The sequence below is a fragment of the Pseudosporangium ferrugineum genome (genome assembly GCF_003002065.1).
GTDB lineage: Bacteria > Actinomycetota > Actinomycetes > Mycobacteriales > Micromonosporaceae > Actinoplanes > Actinoplanes ferrugineus_A.
In genome coordinates this window covers 301082-316077 of record NZ_PVZG01000002.1, presented here as the reverse complement: position 1 = coordinate 316077, position 14996 = coordinate 301082, and the positions used below count along the sequence as shown (strand labels likewise).

At 73.3% G+C, this 14996-nt stretch carries 11 protein-coding genes and 1 pseudogene; 10 read left to right on the top strand and 2 right to left on the bottom strand.

All coding sequences use genetic code 11. From position 1 onward, the window contains the following. The first annotated feature begins 2 nt into the window (after positions 1-2). The 4 genes from CLV70_RS05635 (at position 3) to CLV70_RS05620 (ending at position 4215) form a co-directional block, all read left to right on the top strand. Positions 3-1517 carry a flavin-containing monooxygenase gene (locus tag CLV70_RS05635; protein ID WP_106125290.1) on the top strand — a complete coding sequence of 505 codons (1515 nt, stop codon included), beginning with the start codon at positions 3-5 and terminating at the stop codon, positions 1515-1517. 45 nt (positions 1518-1562) lie between these two features. After that, positions 1563-2147 carry a DUF1707 SHOCT-like domain-containing protein gene (locus CLV70_RS05630; protein ID WP_106125289.1) on the top strand — a complete coding sequence of 195 codons (585 nt, stop codon included), beginning with the start codon at positions 1563-1565 and terminating at the stop codon, positions 2145-2147. A 270-nt stretch (positions 2148-2417) separates the two neighbouring features. Further along, positions 2418-3029 (top strand): hypothetical protein, encoded by a 612-nt coding sequence (locus CLV70_RS05625; protein WP_106125288.1) that lies wholly within the window; start codon positions 2418-2420, stop codon positions 3027-3029. A 157-nt stretch (positions 3030-3186) separates the two neighbouring features. Further along, positions 3187-4215 (top strand): alpha/beta hydrolase, encoded by a 1029-nt coding sequence (locus CLV70_RS05620; protein ID WP_158277714.1) that lies wholly within the window; start codon positions 3187-3189, stop codon positions 4213-4215. A gap of 37 nt (positions 4216-4252) precedes the next feature. On the opposite strand, the gene CLV70_RS05615 is transcribed toward CLV70_RS05620, so the two are convergent. Together CLV70_RS05615 and CLV70_RS05610 are read right to left on the bottom strand one after the other, a co-directional pair. Next, on the bottom strand, positions 4253-4435 hold the full coding sequence (locus CLV70_RS05615; RefSeq protein WP_106125286.1) for a hypothetical protein: 183 nt from the start codon (positions 4433-4435) through the stop codon (positions 4253-4255). 147 nt (positions 4436-4582) lie between these two features. After that, the gene (locus CLV70_RS05610) at positions 4583-5107 is read right to left on the bottom strand and encodes a PadR family transcriptional regulator (protein ID WP_106125285.1); all 525 of its coding nucleotides are present in this window, start codon (positions 5105-5107) and stop codon (positions 4583-4585) included. 200 nt (positions 5108-5307) lie between these two features. Between CLV70_RS05610 and CLV70_RS05605 the strand changes: the two genes are divergently transcribed. From CLV70_RS05605 to lexA, 6 genes and pseudogenes are all read left to right on the top strand, one after another. Further along, positions 5308-10794 (top strand): ATP-binding protein, encoded by a 5487-nt coding sequence (locus CLV70_RS05605; protein WP_106125284.1) that lies wholly within the window; start codon positions 5308-5310, stop codon positions 10792-10794. A gap of 113 nt (positions 10795-10907) precedes the next feature. Then, positions 10908-11822, top strand: a complete 915-nt coding sequence (locus CLV70_RS05600) for a zinc-binding dehydrogenase (protein ID WP_106125283.1) — start codon at positions 10908-10910, stop codon at positions 11820-11822. An 11-nt stretch (positions 11823-11833) separates the two neighbouring features. Further along, positions 11834-12778 carry an AraC family transcriptional regulator gene (locus tag CLV70_RS05595; protein ID WP_106125282.1) on the top strand — a complete coding sequence of 315 codons (945 nt, stop codon included), beginning with the start codon at positions 11834-11836 and terminating at the stop codon, positions 12776-12778. A 371-nt stretch (positions 12779-13149) separates the two neighbouring features. Then, a complete protein-coding gene (locus CLV70_RS41985) occupies positions 13150-13818 on the top strand; it encodes a GAF domain-containing protein (protein ID WP_106125281.1) in 669 nt (222 codons plus the stop codon). A gap of 29 nt (positions 13819-13847) precedes the next feature. Continuing rightward, positions 13848-14198: pseudogene (locus tag CLV70_RS41980) on the top strand (methyl-accepting chemotaxis protein); the annotation flags it as partial. After that, entirely contained in the window at positions 14195-14986 is a 792-nt protein-coding gene (lexA, locus tag CLV70_RS05580) for a transcriptional repressor LexA (RefSeq protein WP_425440121.1), read from the top strand. The pseudogene CLV70_RS41980 and the gene lexA, both read left to right, overlap by 4 nt. The last annotated feature ends 10 nt before the right edge of the window (positions 14987-14996 follow it).

Below are 14996 nucleotides of genomic sequence, written 5' to 3'. Positions count from 1 at the left end.
CCATGCGCGTCGGGATCGTCGGCGCGGGCGTCGCCGGGCTGACCACCGCGAAGGTGCTGCTCCAGGCGGGCCACGAGGTGCTCGTCGCCGACCGGGCCCCGGACGTCGGCGGCGTGTGGAGCCGGACCCGGCGCTACCCCGGGCTGACCACGCAGAGCGCGAAGGCCACGTACTCGCTGTCGGACTTCCCGATGCCCCGCGACTTCCCGGAGTGGCCGACCGGCGCCCAGGTGCAGCGGTGGCTCGAGAGCTACGCCGAGACCTTCGGGGTCGACCGGCACCTGCTGCTCGGCACGTCGGTCGAGCGCGCCGCCCGGCAGGACGACGGGTGGACCCTGACGCTGCGGTCCACGGTGGACGGCTCCGTGCGTACGGAAAAGGTCGATCGCCTGGTCGTGGCCAACGGCGTCTTCTGCGAGCCGGCGATTCCCGACTTCCCGGGCAGGCAGGAGTTCACCGCGGCGGGCGGCCGGGTGTGCGCGGGCACGGAGGTCCACGACGCGGCCGAGGGCGCGGGCAGGCACGTGGTCGTCGTCGGCTACGGCAAGTCCGCCTGCGACGTGACCGTCCCGCTCAGCGAGGTGGCGGCGTCGACCCACGTCGTGGCGCGGCAACTGCTGTGGAAGGTGCCCCGCCGGATCGCCGGACGGGTCAACTTCAAGTTCCTGCTGCTGACGCGCATGGGCGAGGCGCTCTTCCGCTACCTGCGTCCCGGCCCGGTGGAGCGGGTCCTGCACGGCCCGGCGGACCCGGTCCGCCGGAACATGATCAATTCCATCGGTACGGTGTCCCGGCGCCAGTTCAAGCTGGACCAGCTGGGCCTCGTCCCGCGCGGGACGATGGAGGGCATCGTCAAGGGCGCGATCGGCCTGGCCACGGAGGGCTTCTTCGAGGGCGTCGAGGCGGGGCGCATCCGGGTCCACCGCGACACCACGATCGTCCGGCTGCTCGCCGTCGACGGCCGCCCGCACGCCGAGCTGTCGGACGGCACCACCGTGCCGGCGGACCTGGTCGTCTGCGCGACCGGCTTCACCCAGGGCGTGCCGTTCCTGGACCCGGACGTGCGGTCGTCGCTGCTGGACGAGCGCGGCAACTTCCTGCTCTACCGCCAGATCCTCCCGCCGGTGCCCGGCCTGTACTTCAACGGCTACAACTCGTCCTTCTTCAGCCCGCTCAACGCCGAGATGGCGGCCGTCTGGATCGCCGCGGACCTGGCCGGTGGCCTGCGGCTGCCCCCGCCGGAGGAGCGGCGGCGGGCGGTCGCCGAGCAGCTGGCGTTCATGGACGAGGCCACGGACGGGCACCACTGCCGGGGCACGAAGATCATCCCGTACTCGCTGCACAATCTGGACGAGGTGCTGGCCGACCTCGGCGTGACCATCAGCGCCCTGGTCCGCGCGTCGCACTGGCTCAACCCGGTGAGCCCGGCGGCGTACCGGGCCGTGACGCCCAAGGTGCTCGGCCGGCTGCGGGGAACGCCGGCCACCGCTCCCGACGACGTGACCCCGGTCGTCTGAGGCGCCGCTGCCGGGAACGGACGCCGACGGCGTAAGCTCGGCGGCGTGAGCGGCGACATCGCACCGTCGAACCGAACGGTACGCATCTCCGACGCCGAGCGGGAGCAGGTCATCGCCCGGCTCAGCGCCGCGGTGGCCGAGGGCCGCCTCACCATGTCCGAGTTCGAGGAACGCGTCGACGGCGTGGTCCGGGCCCGCACCCACGGGGACGTGGAGCCGTTCGTGGCGGACCTGCCGGCCGCCGCGCCGGCCGTCACCCCCGCCGACGTCGTCGAGCTGCGCAGCGACGCCGGCCACCTCAAGCGCACCGGCCGGTGGTCGGTGCCGCGCCGCCTGGTGGTGCGCAGCATGGCCGGCATGGTCAAGCTCGACCTGCGGCACGCCGTCATCCCGCACCCGGTCGTCGAGATCGCGCTGTCCACCCAGGCCGGTTCCACGACCATCGTGCTCCCCCGGGGAGCGACCGCCGACATCGACGGCGTCACGCTGAGCGCCGGGTCGGCCAGCCTCAAGGTTCCCTCGATCCCGGAGCCCGGCTCGACCTCGCCGCATTTCGTGATCACCGGAAGCGCCGCGGCCGGCTCGCTGCTGGTCCGCTACGAGCGCCGCTTCTGGCGCTGGACCTGGTAGACCGGCCGCCCTTACCGGTCGCCCTTTCCACCTTCGCCACTCCGGGCCTCACCCTGCCCGGGCTCCGGTGATTGTCCGGCTATTGATTGATCGGCGTCGATCATCCGCCGCATCGGCCGACATCGCTGCTAGACCAGTGGACGGAACCGGCGCCGGCCGGCCCGGTTCCACCGTGCGACGGCGGAGGGGGTTCGAGCCCACGGGGGAGCTGGAGAGATGCGCGTTCAGCAAGGCGGAACTCGATTTTCGGAGCAACGAAGGGACACGGGAATGAAAGAGACGATCATCCGCAACGCCAAGAGGTGGGGCGTCGCCCTCGCCGCCCTGGCCGTCGTCGCGGCGCCCGCCCAGGTGGCGAACGCGTCCGCCGGGGACACGGCGTCGCGGTCGGCGTTCGCCGAGCAGGCCCGCGCCGCGGGTCTCGACCAGCGGCAGGCCCGGCAGTTGCAGGGCGAGGTCGACAGGATTCTCGCCGGCATGAAGACCGGCGGCCGGCAGGTCAGCGCCAACGAGGTGCGGTCGGCCGACGGCCGGGTCCGGGCGGTCGTCCCGGTGCCGGGCGAACAGCGGGCCCGCCCGCTGTCCGGCGCGGGGACCATGGCCAACTGCTCGTACGAGTACCTGTGCCTCTTCGACCGGCCCAACTTCAGCGGGGTCCTGTTCAACCTCTACTACTGCGACTTCATCAACCTCGGCGACTACGGCCTGAACGACCGGCTGGAGTCGTACGACAACAGCCAGACGGCCGGCACCACGGCGGGCTTCTACAACTGGGAGGGCAGCTGGAAGTGGAAGTTCGGCAGCACCGCCCCGCACACCGACTACAACCTGAACCGGTGGTCGGGACTGGCGAACATGATCGACGCGGTCGACCCCTGCTGACCGGGGCAGCCGGGTAGGTGACGAGGCGGGTGGGGCCCCTTCCGGGCGTCCCACCCGTTCCCGCTGCCCGATAGGGCATGAAAAGGGGCGCGGCATCCCGAGCGCGGCAATGATCCTTACGATCACGGATCATCACCCCGTCCGGGAAGAGGAACGCATGCGAGCCCTGACCCACGGCGCCCTGGCGGTGCTGCTCGGGTTGTCGTTGTCCACCGCCGCCCCGGTCGCCGCCCGTGCCGCCGCGCCCGAGGTCACCTGCACCGACGTGTCCGTGCCGGTGACCGTCGCCGGCACGCCGATGCCGATGGCCGGGCGGCTGTGCGTACCGGCCGGCGCGAAGGTCGTCCAGGTCCTGGTGCACGGCATCACCTGGGGGCAGTACTACTGGGACTTCCCGTACCAGCCGGAGCGGTACTCGTACGTCCGCGCCGCGAACGCCGCCGGTTTCGCCACGCTGAACCTGTCGCGGCTCGGCCACGGCGCCTCGGCCCACCCGCCGAGCGTCCAGATCACGCACGAGGCCAACGCCTCCTCGGTCCATCAGGTCGTGCAGGCCCTGCGCCGCGGCGAGCTGGGCGGCCGGTTCGACAAGGTGATGCTGGTCGGGCACAGCATCGGCGCGCTCATCTCCTGGCTCGAGGCCGGCACGTACCGCGACGTCGACGCCGTCGTGGCGACGGCCGTCACCCACCAGGCCAGCCTGGAGGGGCTCGCGATCGACTCGCTGCGGTACTACCCGGCGCCGCTGGACCCGAAGTTCGTCACCAGCGGCCTCGACCTCGGCTACGTCACCACCCTCCCGGGCGCCCGGTCGGCGTACTACGAGGCCCGCAACACCGATCCGGCCGTCATCGAGCTGGACGAGCGGCTCAAGGAGACCGGTACGCAGTCCGAGCGGTTCACGGCCCTGCCGGACATCCTGTTCGCGCAGTCGAAGAACATCAACGTCCCGGTCCTCGTCGTGGTCGGACGGCAGGAGCCGGAATTCTGCAACGGGCTCACGTCCGCGGACTGCTCCTCGAGCGAGGCCCTGACGGCCGACGAACGGCCCTACTACGGCCCGGACGCGACCGTCGACGCCCTGGTCGTACCGGACGCCAACCACAACGTCACGCTGCACCGCACGGCACCGCAGACCAACCAGGCGATCCTCGACTGGTCGGCACGGCGCCTCGGCCCGGCCTGACGGCCATAGGGTGGAGCCGCCGGTCACGGCCGGCGGCTCAGCCGTTCTCCTCCAGGAGGGCACGCAGTTGGGCGAGCATGCGGAAGACCTCGATCCGGGCGTCGAGGAAACCCATCCGGTAGTCGGGGCCGGTCTCCGGGTGGCCGGCCCGGTCGGCGTCGCGGTGCCCGGCCAGGGCATCCTCGCGGCCGGCGGCGTACTCCCGGAGTGCGTCGTCCATCCCTGCCTCCTCGCCGTGTCCGCGCGACAATCTCGCACGTCACGGCGATGGCCGGCACCGGCTGACCGCCCGATGCGGACCCGGCCGTACGGTCCCGGGGCCCGCGCGACACATACGGTGATATGCCAGCAATATGGACTTACCGCCTCACCCGCGCACCGCGGCGGCGAGCTCGTCGAGGCGGGTGACGGTCAGGTCCAGCCAGCGCAGGTCCGCCTCCAGGTGCAACAGGGCGTGGTCGCAGAGGAGCCGGTCGGCGAGGTCGCCGGTGGTCCTGCGGCGGGTCAGCTCCCGCATCGCGCGCAGATGGGCGGCGCGCTGGGCGTCGAGCACGGCGGCGGCGGACCGGCCGGTGAGCAGGGCGCCGACGACCTTGGCGTGCACGGCGCTGTGCAGGTAGCCGGCCGGGTCCTCCGGTTCGGACATCCAGCGCCGCACGCCGGTGACGCCGGGGCCGGTGATGGCGTACCGCTTGCGGTCCGGGCCCGCGCCGGGCTCCACCGCCGCCACCTCGACCAGGCCGTTCTTGAGCAGGCGGGACAGCGTGGCGTACACCTGGCCGTGGTGCAGCGGACGGTCCCGGCCGAAGTGCCGGTCGTAGGCACCCTTCAGGTCGTAACCGTGCCGGGGCCGCTCCTCCAGCAGGGCGAGGAAGGCCGCCGCGATCGTCATGGCGGCACACTATACATCTGGGTGTATAGCTGCGCCGGACGGCTCGATTTGTGGGATTCCTACAACGCAAGCGCTCCACCATGCGCGGTCCGGGACATTGGTCTACCGGGCGGTAATCCACCAGGGTGTAGACAGAGGCAGGCGACGCTCCGAGATCCGGACGTCGCCTTCTGTTCGTGGGCAGTTGGGAGACTTCGCCGGTGTTCAAACGTGTCGCCATCGTCAACCGTGGAGAGGCCGCGATGCGGCTCATCCACGCCGTCCGGGATCTATCCGCCCAGACCGGAACGCGGATCGAGACGGTGGCTCTCTACACCGACGACGACCGCAGCGCCACCTTCGTCCGGGAAGCGGACATCACCTACCCGCTCGGCCCCGCCTCGGCGCGGCCGTACCTGGACCACGCGGTCCTGGAACGGGCGCTCGTGGAGACCCGCGCCGACGCGGCCTGGGTCGGCTGGGGCTTCGTCGCCGAGGACCCCGCGTTCGCGCAGCTCTGCGAGAAGATCGGCGTCACCTTCGTCGGCCCGAGCGCCGAGGCGATGCGCAAGCTCGGCGACAAGATCGGCTCCAAGCTGATCGCCGAGGAGGTCGGCGTGCCGGTCGCGCCATGGAGCCGGGGCGAGGTCGCCACCCTCGACGAGGCGCTGCGCCACGGCGAGCAGATCGGCTACCCGCTGATGCTCAAGGCCACCGCGGGCGGCGGCGGGCGGGGCATCCGCAAGGTCACCTCGGCGGACGAGCTGGCGGACGCGTACGAGCGCACCAGCCAGGAGGCCCTGCGCGCGTTCGGCTCCGGCGTGGTGTTCCTGGAGCGCCTGGTCTCCGGCGCCCGGCACGTCGAGGTCCAGGTGATCGCCGACGGGCAGGGCACGGCGTGGGCGCTGGGCGTCCGCGACTGCTCGGTGCAGCGGCGCAACCAGAAGATCATCGAGGAGTCGGCGTCCCCGGTGCTCGCCCCGGAGCAGGCCGCCGAGCTCAAGGCCGCGGCCGTACGCCTGGCCCTCGCCGTGGAGTACCGCGGCGCCGGCACCGTCGAGTTCCTCTACCACCCGGGCGACAAGCTGTTCGCGTTCCTCGAGGTCAACACCCGCCTCCAGGTCGAGCACCCGATCACCGAGATCACCACCGGCACCGACCTGGTCAAGTTGCAGCTGCACGTCGCGTACGGCGGCCGCCTGGAGGGCGAGCAGCCCACCGAGCTGGGCCACGCGGTCGAGGCGCGGCTCAACGCCGAGGACCCGGACCGGGACTTCGCGCCGTCGCCGGGCCGCATCGCGCGCCTGGTGCTGCCCGCCGGCCCCGGCATCCGGGTCGACACCGGCGTCAGCGAGGGCGACACCATCCCGGCGGTCTTCGACTCCATGATCGCCAAGATCATCGCGTACGGCCGGGACCGCGCCGAGGCGCTGGGCCGGCTGCGCCGCGCGATGGCCGAGACCACGGTGATCATCGACGGCGGCGCCACCAACAAGAGCTTCGTGCTCGACCTGCTGGACCAGCCCGAGGTCATCGACGCCAGCGCCGACACCGGCTGGATCGACCGGGTCCGCGCCGAGGGCCGCCTGGTCAACCACCGGCACTCCGCGATCGCGCTGGCCGCCGCGGCGATCGAGGCGTACCAGGACGAGGAGGAGGTCAGCCGGCAGCGGCTGCTGGAGACGGCGCACGGCGGGCGCCCGCAGGTCCGGCACGACACCGGCCGGCCGCTCGACCTCAAGCTGCGCGGCGCCGGATACCGCGTGCACGTCGGCCGGATCGGCCAGAAGCGCTTCCGGGTCGGCGTCTCGGCCGGCGCCGAGGTGCACTCCGTCGACGTCGAGCTGGAACGCTACGACGAGCACAGCGGCCAGATCCTGGTCAACGGGCACCGCTTCCGGCTGACCACCGCCACCCACGGCCCGATCCACCTGGTCGAGGTCGACGGGGTCACCCACCGGATCAGCCGCGACGAGGGCGGCGTGGTCCGCTCCCCCGCCCCGGCCCTGGTCGTGGCCACGCCGCTGGCGGTCGGCGACGAGGTCGAGGCGGGCGCGCCGATCGTCGTGCTCGAGAGCATGAAGATGGAGAACGTGCTCCGGGCGCCGTTCCGGGCCCGGGTCCGCGAGTGCCCGGTGACCGTGGGCAGCCAGGTGGAGACGGGCACCCCGCTGATGCGCCTGGAGCCGCTGGCCGACGAGGGCGCCGAGGCCGGCGCCGCGGAGACCGGCGAGACCGGCGTCATCGACCTGCCCGCCGAGCCGGCCGACGTGCCGGCCGCCGACCGGGTCGCGCGCGGGCTGCAGGACCTGCGCAGCCTGCTGCTCGGCTTCGACGTCGACCCGCAGGACCGCCGCCGGGTGCTCTCCGGATATCTGGCCGCCCGCGACGAGCTCGGCGGCCGGCCGCTGCCCGGCGAACTGGACCTGCTGACCGTCTTCGCGGACCTGCTGGAGCTGAGCCGCAACAAGCCCGCCGGTGCCCTCGACGGCGAGCCGGGCAGCCCGGTGCACAGCCCCCGCGAGTACTTCCACAGCTACCTGCAGAGCCTCGACGTCGAGCGCGCCGGCGTCACCGAGGACTTCCAGGCGCGGCTCCAGCAGGTGCTCGGCCACTACGGCATCACCGGCCTGGACCGTACGCCCGAGCTCGAGTCCGCGGTCTTCCGGATCTTCCTGGCGCAGCAGCGCATGTCCGCCGACGTGGCGATCGTGTCGGAGCTGCTGCGGCAGTGGCTGGCCGGCCCGCCGCCGCTGGACGAGCTCGAGGAACGTGCCGGGCTCACCCTGGAGCACCTCATCGAGGCCACCCAGGTGCGCTTCCCGGCCGTCTCCGACCTGGCCCGCGGCCTGGTGTTCCGCTGGTTCGCCCAGCCGCTGCTGCGCCGCAACCGGGCCCAGGTGTACGCGGCCGTCCGCGACGACCTGCGCCACCTCGACCACCACCCGGACGCCCCGGACCGCGCCGCGCGGATCCAGTCCATGGTGGCCAGCTCCGAGCCGCTGGTCCGGCTCATCGGCCAGCGCATCGGGCGCCCCGGCCGGGACCACGCGCCGCTGCTGGAGGTGCTCACCCGCCGGTACTACGGCAACCGCGGGCTGTCCGGGGTGGCCGTCCGCGACACCCCCGGCGGCCGCTTCGTCACCGCGGAGCAGGCCCGCGCCGACCAGGTCGCCCACGTGGCGACCACCGCCGTGGACATCGCCGGGCTGCCCGGCGCCCTCGGTGCGCTCGGCACCCTCGCCGCCGACGTCCCCGAGCACGGCCTGGTCGCCGACCTCTACGTCACCTGGGCCGGCCAGCCGGACGACGCCGACGCCATGGCCGCCCGGCTCGGCGAACTGCTCGCCGGGCACCCGCAGCCGGCCGGTGTCCGGCGCATCACCATCACCGTCGCCGGCACCAGCGGCGCCATGCACCACCACTTCACCTTCCGCCCGGACGGCGCGGGCTTCGCCGAGGAACGGCTGATCCGCGGTCTGCACCCGCAGATCGCGCACCGCCTGCAACTGCAGCGGCTGCGCGAGTTCACCCTCACCCGGCTGCCGTCGGCCGACGAGGAGGTCTACCTGTTCCAGGCGGTGGCCCGCAGCAACCCGGCCGACGAGCGGCTCATCGCGCTGGCCCAGGTCCGCGACCTGACGCCGCTGCGCGAGACCGACGGCCGGCTGGTGGCCCTGCCGGCCCTGGAGAACACCACGACCGCCTGCCTCGACGCGATCCGCGCGATCCAGGCGCAGCGGCCGCAGAACAAGCGGTTCGACACCAACCGGATCACGATGTACGTCTGGCCGCCCACCGAGCTGTCCACGGACGAGCTGGAGGCGCTGGTCCAGCGCACCCTGCCGACCACGGCGGGCGCGGGCCTGGAGGAGGTCCAGTTCCTGGCCCGGCAGCGCACCTCGTCCGGGGAGCTGACCGAGGTGGCCGTGCGGATCACCCTCGACCCGGGGCACGGGGCCCGGCTGGACGTCGTCGAGCCGTCCACCGAGCCGCTGCAACCCCTCGACGACTACCGGCAGAAGGTGCTGCGGGCGGCGCGGCGGGGCAACGTCTACCCGTACGAGCTGACCGGGCTGCTGGCCGGGGCGCGGGGCAGCTTCGTGGAGCACGACCTCGACGAGCACGGCGCGCTGGTGCCGGTGGACCGGCCCAAGGGCCGCAACACCGCGGCCATCGTGGCCGGCGTGGTCAGCACCCCGACCGAGCGGCACCCGGAGGGCATCACCCGCGTCGTCCTGCTCGGCGACCCCACCAGGGCCCTGGGCGCGCTGTCGGAGCCGGAGTGCGCGCGCGTCATCGCGGCGCTGGATCTGGCCGAGCGGATGCGGGTCCCGCTGGAGTGGTTCGCCCTCTCGGCCGGCGCGAAGATCTCGATGAGCTCGGGCACCGAGAACATGGACTGGGTCGCGGCGGCGCTCAAGCGCATCGTCACGTTCACCCAGGACGGCGGCGAGATCAACATCGTGGTCGCCGGGATCACCGTCGGCGCCCAGCCGTACTGGAACGCCGAAGCCACCATGCTCATGCACACCAAGGGCATCCTGGTGATGACGCCGGACTCGGCGATGGTGCTCACCGGCAAGCAGTCGCTGGACTTCTCCGGCGGCGTGTCGGCCGAGGACAACTTCGGCATCGGCGGCTACGACCGGGTCATGGGCCCCAACGGCCAGGCCCAGTACTGGGCGCCGAACCTGCCCGGGGCCCGCGACGTGCTGATGGCGCACTACGACCACACGTACGTGGTGCCGGGCGAGACCGGCCCGCGGCCGGCGGCGACCACCGACCCCGTCGACCGCGACGTCTCGGACTACCCGCACACGCTCGCCGGCAGCGACTTCACCACGGTCGGGGAGATCTTCTCGGCCCGGCACAACCCGGACCGCAAGAAGCCGTTCGACATCCGTACGGTCATGCGCGCCGTGTCCGACCAGGACCACGCGGTGCTCGAACGCTGGGCGGGCATGGCCGACGCCGACACCGCGGCCGTGCAGGACGTGCACATCGGCGGCCGGCCGGTCTGTCTCATCGGCATCGAGTCGCGCTCGGTGCCCCGGCGCGGCTTCCCGCCCACCGACGGGCCGGACACGTACACGGCGGGCACGCTGTTCCCCCGCTCGTCGAAGAAGACCGCCCGGGCCATCAACGCGGCGTCGGGCAACCGGCCCCTGGTCGTGCTGGCCAACCTGTCCGGCTTCGACGGCTCGCCGGAGTCGATGCGCAAACTCCAGCTGGAGTACGGCGCCGAGATCGGCCGGGCGATCGTCAACTTCGACGGCCCGATCGTGTTCTGCGTGATCTCCCGGTACCACGGCGGCGCGTTCGTGGTCTTCTCCAAGGCGCTCAACCCGAACATGACGGTGCTGGCGCTGGAGGGTTCGTTCGCGTCGGTGCTCGGCGGCGCCCCGGCGGCGGCCGTCGTCTTCTCCGGCGAGGTCAACAACCGCACCGCCACCGATCCGCGGGTCACCGGACTCCAGACCCGGCTGTCGGGGGCCAGCGGCGCGGAGCGCGCGGCGCTGAACGCCCAGCTCGACGAGGTCCGCTCCGCCGTCCGCGCGGAGAAGCTCGGCGAGGTCGCGGCCGAGTTCGACCGGGTGCACAGCATCCAGCGCGCGGTCGACGTCGGCTCGGTGGACGCCATCATCAGCGCGGCGGAGCTGCGGCCCCGGATCATCGAGGCGATCGAGCGCGGCCTCCGGCGCTGAGGCGATGCCCGGGCCGGCTCGTCCGGCCCGGGCACCGTCGCGTGACACAGATGGTCAACCATCCGAGGCACGCGGTGCTGGTCGCGTCCGCTGCCCCGCGGGAGGCTTCTCCCATGCGAGCACTAGTGGTCGAACACGGCGACAACGGTCCGGTCCGATTCGCCGACGTCGACGAACCCGAGCAGGCGGCCGGCGAGCTGCTGGTCGACATCAGGCACATCGGCCTCAACTACGGCGAGCTGCGGCACGCCGGCCAGTACCCGGCCGGCGACATCCACGGCTTCGACGCGTCCGGCGTCGTGCTGCGGGCGGCGCCCGACGGCTCGGGTCCGCCGGAGGGTACCCGGGTCGCCCTGGCCGGGGCCCCGTACGCCTGGGCCGAGCGGGTGGCGGTCAAACCGGCGTTCACCAGCGTCGTCCCCGACGGTGTCGACCTGGCCGACGCCGCCACCCTCGGCATCGCCGGCGTCACCGCCCTGCGGGTGCTGCGCAAGCGCTCGCTGCTGGCCCGCCGGGTCCTGATCACGGGCGCGAGCGGCGGCGTCGGCCGCTTCGCCGTCCAGCTCGCCGCGGCGGCCGGGGCGCGGGTGACGGCGCTCGCCGGCTCCCCGGAGCGGGCGGCCGGGCTGCGGGAGCTCGGCGCCACCCGGGTGCTGACCGACCTCGCGCAGGCCGAGGACCGGTTCGACCTGGTGCTCGACACGGTCGGCGGGGAGCAGCTCGTGCAGGCCTGGGGCGTGCTCGCCGACGGCGGCGACCTGCACATGGTCTGCCAGGCCTCGGGCGGGGAGAGCACCTTCCCGCCGGGGTCGCTGTTCGCCTTCGGCGAGTCCCGCCGCCTGCACACCTACGGCGACATGGACTGGCACCTGTTCTCCGCGGAGATGACGGACCTGCTCGGCCTCCTCGCCGCGGGACGGCTGACGGCCCCCATCGGGCGACGCGGTGACTGGAAGGATGTGGGCGAGGCTGTCCGGGCCCTGTTCGCCCGGGAGGTGACGGGCAAGATAGTCCTGGACGTGTCGTGAAGAGGAGCGGTATGGACGTGCTGGCGGAGGCGTTGCGCCTCACCGGGGCGCGGGGGGCCGTCGGCGTCCGGCTCGAGGCCGGGGAGACCTGGGGCCAGTGGCTGGACTCCTATCCGGGGGCCGCCCTGCACGTGGTGACCCAGGGAAGCGCCTGGCTGCACCGGCCGGGCGACCCGCCCGCCCCGATCGGCGAGGGCGATGCCGTGCTGCTGGCGCCGGGCACCCCGCACGGGCTGGCCGGCGATCCCGGCGCGACCATGGGGCCCTGCGACGGCGGCGCGGCCCGCAGCGCCCGGGCGGCGGGCATGCCGCTGCGGCTGGGGATGCCGCCGGTGCGCACGGAGATGATCACGCTGCACTACGACCAGGATCCGGCGGTACGCACCCCCGTGCTGACCGTGGCGACCGGGCCGATGCACGTCGCGGCGGGCGACAGCCGCCAGTTCACCCGGACCGTCGAGCTGCTCACCGCGGAGCTCGAGGAGCCGCAGCTCGGCACGACCTCCGTGGTCACCAGCATCGTCAACGTGCTGCTGGTGCAGTTCCTCCGCGCCTGGCTCGCCCGGCACCCGCGGCAGCGGTCCGGGTCCTGGCTCGCCGCGATGCGCAACCCGGTGGTCCGCGACGCCCTCACCCGCGTCCACCGGGAGCCGCACCACCCGTGGACCACCGACACGCTGGCCGCCGCGGTCAGCGTGTCGCGGGCGACGCTGGACCGGCACTTCCGCAACGCCCTGGGCCAGTCCCCCGGCGCGTACGTGACGCAGTGGCGCATGGACCTGGCCTCGGTGCGGCTCCGGGACACCGACGACCCGGTCGAGTCGATCTCCGCCGCGGTCGGCTACGGCTCCCCGCACGCGTTCAGCCGGGCCTTCCGCCGCGCCCGCAGCATGGCCCCGGGCGAATACCGCGCCCTGCTCAGATCCGGGGCCCCGGCCCGGCCGGCGGAGGCCTGAGTCAGCGCCCCGTCAGTGCCGTTTCAACGCCCGGCCGCACCCTGAGCGGCGCCCGGACTCCCCGTCCGGCGCACGATCAGGGAGGAACGGCATGGAAGCGGAGCAACCGGCACCCGCCCGGCCGTCCTCACCGGGAAGTGCGGTTGCGGGAGCGGCTGCGGCTACGCGATCCAGAATTCCTCGGGCACGCTCACCGCCGTACCGAAGGCCGCCTCCCGGTAGGCGACGGCCCGGGCCGGACCGCCGGCCCGGGCCGCCCGGTAGCGGTGCAGTTGCGGGTAAAAGTCGGACGGAGCCGTCCCCTCACCGGTGGCGGGATCCGGCCGAACTTGGCGGCAACTGGAGGTTGTCGGAGCGCGGTGGGAGCGGACATGGGCTGGTTCGGAGCGGGCAGGGCGGCGGTACTGGCGAGCGCGCGGTCGGCGGTGACGGAATCGCAGGAGAACAACGCGGCCGTGCTGCGGGTGGTGCAGGCGCTCGGGCGGGCCCGCAGCGTGGCCGACGCGACGCGGATCGCGCTGGACACCGTCCGGGAGAGCTTCGGCTGGGCGTACGGCTCGTTCTGGGAGGTCGACCCGGACGGTGAGGTCCTCCGGTTCGCCGCGGAGTCCGGCGACGCCGGCCCCGAGTTCCGCACGGTGACCCTCGCGGCGTCGTTCGCCGAGGGTGTGGGCCTCTCCGGGCGGGCCTGGCAGGCCAAGGACCTGGTCTTCGTGGCCGACATCGGGCAGCTCACCGACTGCGTACGGGCACCCGTCGCCGTCCAGGCCGGCGTGCGCAGCGGGGTGTGTTTCCCGGTGCTGGCCGACGGCCGGGTGGTCGGGACGATGGACTTCTTCACCACCGACGTCCTCGGCGAGCTGTCGGCCAGCCGGACCGAGGCGCTGCGCAACGCGGTGTTCCTCGTCGCCGAGGCGAGGCAGCGCATCGAGGAGGCCAACCGGATCAGCTCCGCCGGTGCCGAGCTGGTCACCTCGATCGAGGAGGCGGAGCGCAACGTCATCGCCGCGACCTCGGTGGCCCCCAGGCGCAGAGCATGACGGCCGACGCGAACGCCTCGGTGAACGGCCTCGAGCAGTCGAGCACGAAGATCGGCGACGTCGTCAAGGTGATCACCAGCATCGCCGAGCAGACCAACCTGCTCGCGCTGAACGCCACCATCGAGGCCGCCCGCGCCGGCGAGCTCGGCAAGGGCTTCGCCGTCGTCGCCGGCGAGGTCAAGGAGCTGGCCCAGAGCACCGCCCGCGCCACCGGCGACGTCGGGACCCTGGTCACCGCGATCCAGCAGGACGCCGCCACGGTCGTCGGGGCGCTCGCCGGCATCGGCCAGATCGTCGACCGGATCAACGAGACCCAGACCATGATCAGCGGCGTGCTCACCGAACAGGCCGCCGTCACCCGCGACATCGTCGGCGCCTGACGGGGCGCCGGGCCGCCCCGGCGCCCCGCCCCTCAGCAGTACGGCGGGGCGGCGGACGTGGGCCGCAAGCTCACCGCCGCCGGATGATGACCCGCCCGGCGTGCCGCGACGCCCGCCGGCCCCGGATGCGTCAGGATCGTGCGGTGTTCCCGGATGACGAGTACGACACGTCCACGCTGCCACCGCGTCAGCGAGCGATCCTCGGCGTCATCCGGGACTGGGCGGTGCGCCACGGCTACGCCCCGACCGCCCGCGAGATCGGCGACGCCGTCGGGCTGGCGTCCACGTCGTCGGTCGGCCGGCACCTGCGCGCGCTCGAGGACCGCGGTTTCCTGCGCCGGGGCCGCTCCGCGACCCGCCCGCTCGACGTCCGGATGTTCCTCGAGTCCGCCGCCCGGCCGGTGCGCGACGACGACACGGTGGGCGTGCCGCTGGTCGGCGTGATCGCCGCCGGCACCCCGATCCTGGCCGAGGAGTCCGCCGAGGAGACCCTCACCCTGCCGCGCGACCTGGTCGGCCGCGGCGAGCACTTCTGCCTCCGGGTCCGCGGCGACTCGATGATCGAGGCGGCCATCTGCGACGACGACCTCGTGGTCGTGCGCCGCCAGTCGGAGGCCTACAACGGCGACATCGTGGCCGCGATGATCGACGACGAGGCCACCGTGAAGGTGTACCGCCGCCGCTCCGGCCACGTCCTCCTGGAGCCCCGCAATCCCGCGTACCGGCCCATCGACGGCGACCGCGCCGTGATCCTGGGCAAGGTCGTCTCGGTCCTGCGCCGGATCTGAGCGCCGGCCG

Bases quoted from the DNA above. Each gene is read 5' to 3' on its own strand.
- CLV70_RS05610 (WP_106125285.1), bottom strand. From the start codon at position 5,107: ATGACGATCGCGGCGGCCTTCCTCGCCCTGCTGGAGGAGCGGCCCCGG.
- CLV70_RS41985 (WP_106125281.1), top strand. From the start codon at position 13,150: ATGGGCTGGTTCGGAGCGGGCAGGGCGGCGGTACTGGCGAGCGCGCGG.
- CLV70_RS05595 (WP_106125282.1), top strand. From the start codon at position 11,834: ATGGACGTGCTGGCGGAGGCGTTGCGCCTCACCGGGGCGCGGGGGGCC.
- CLV70_RS05615 (WP_106125286.1), bottom strand. From the start codon at position 4,435: ATGGACGACGCACTCCGGGAGTACGCCGCCGGCCGCGAGGATGCCCTG.
- CLV70_RS05625 (WP_106125288.1), top strand. From the start codon at position 2,418: ATGAAAGAGACGATCATCCGCAACGCCAAGAGGTGGGGCGTCGCCCTC.
- CLV70_RS05600 (WP_106125283.1), top strand. From the start codon at position 10,908: ATGCGAGCACTAGTGGTCGAACACGGCGACAACGGTCCGGTCCGATTC.
- CLV70_RS05620 (WP_158277714.1), top strand. From the start codon at position 3,187: ATGCGAGCCCTGACCCACGGCGCCCTGGCGGTGCTGCTCGGGTTGTCG.
- CLV70_RS05635 (WP_106125290.1), top strand. From the start codon at position 3: ATGCGCGTCGGGATCGTCGGCGCGGGCGTCGCCGGGCTGACCACCGCG.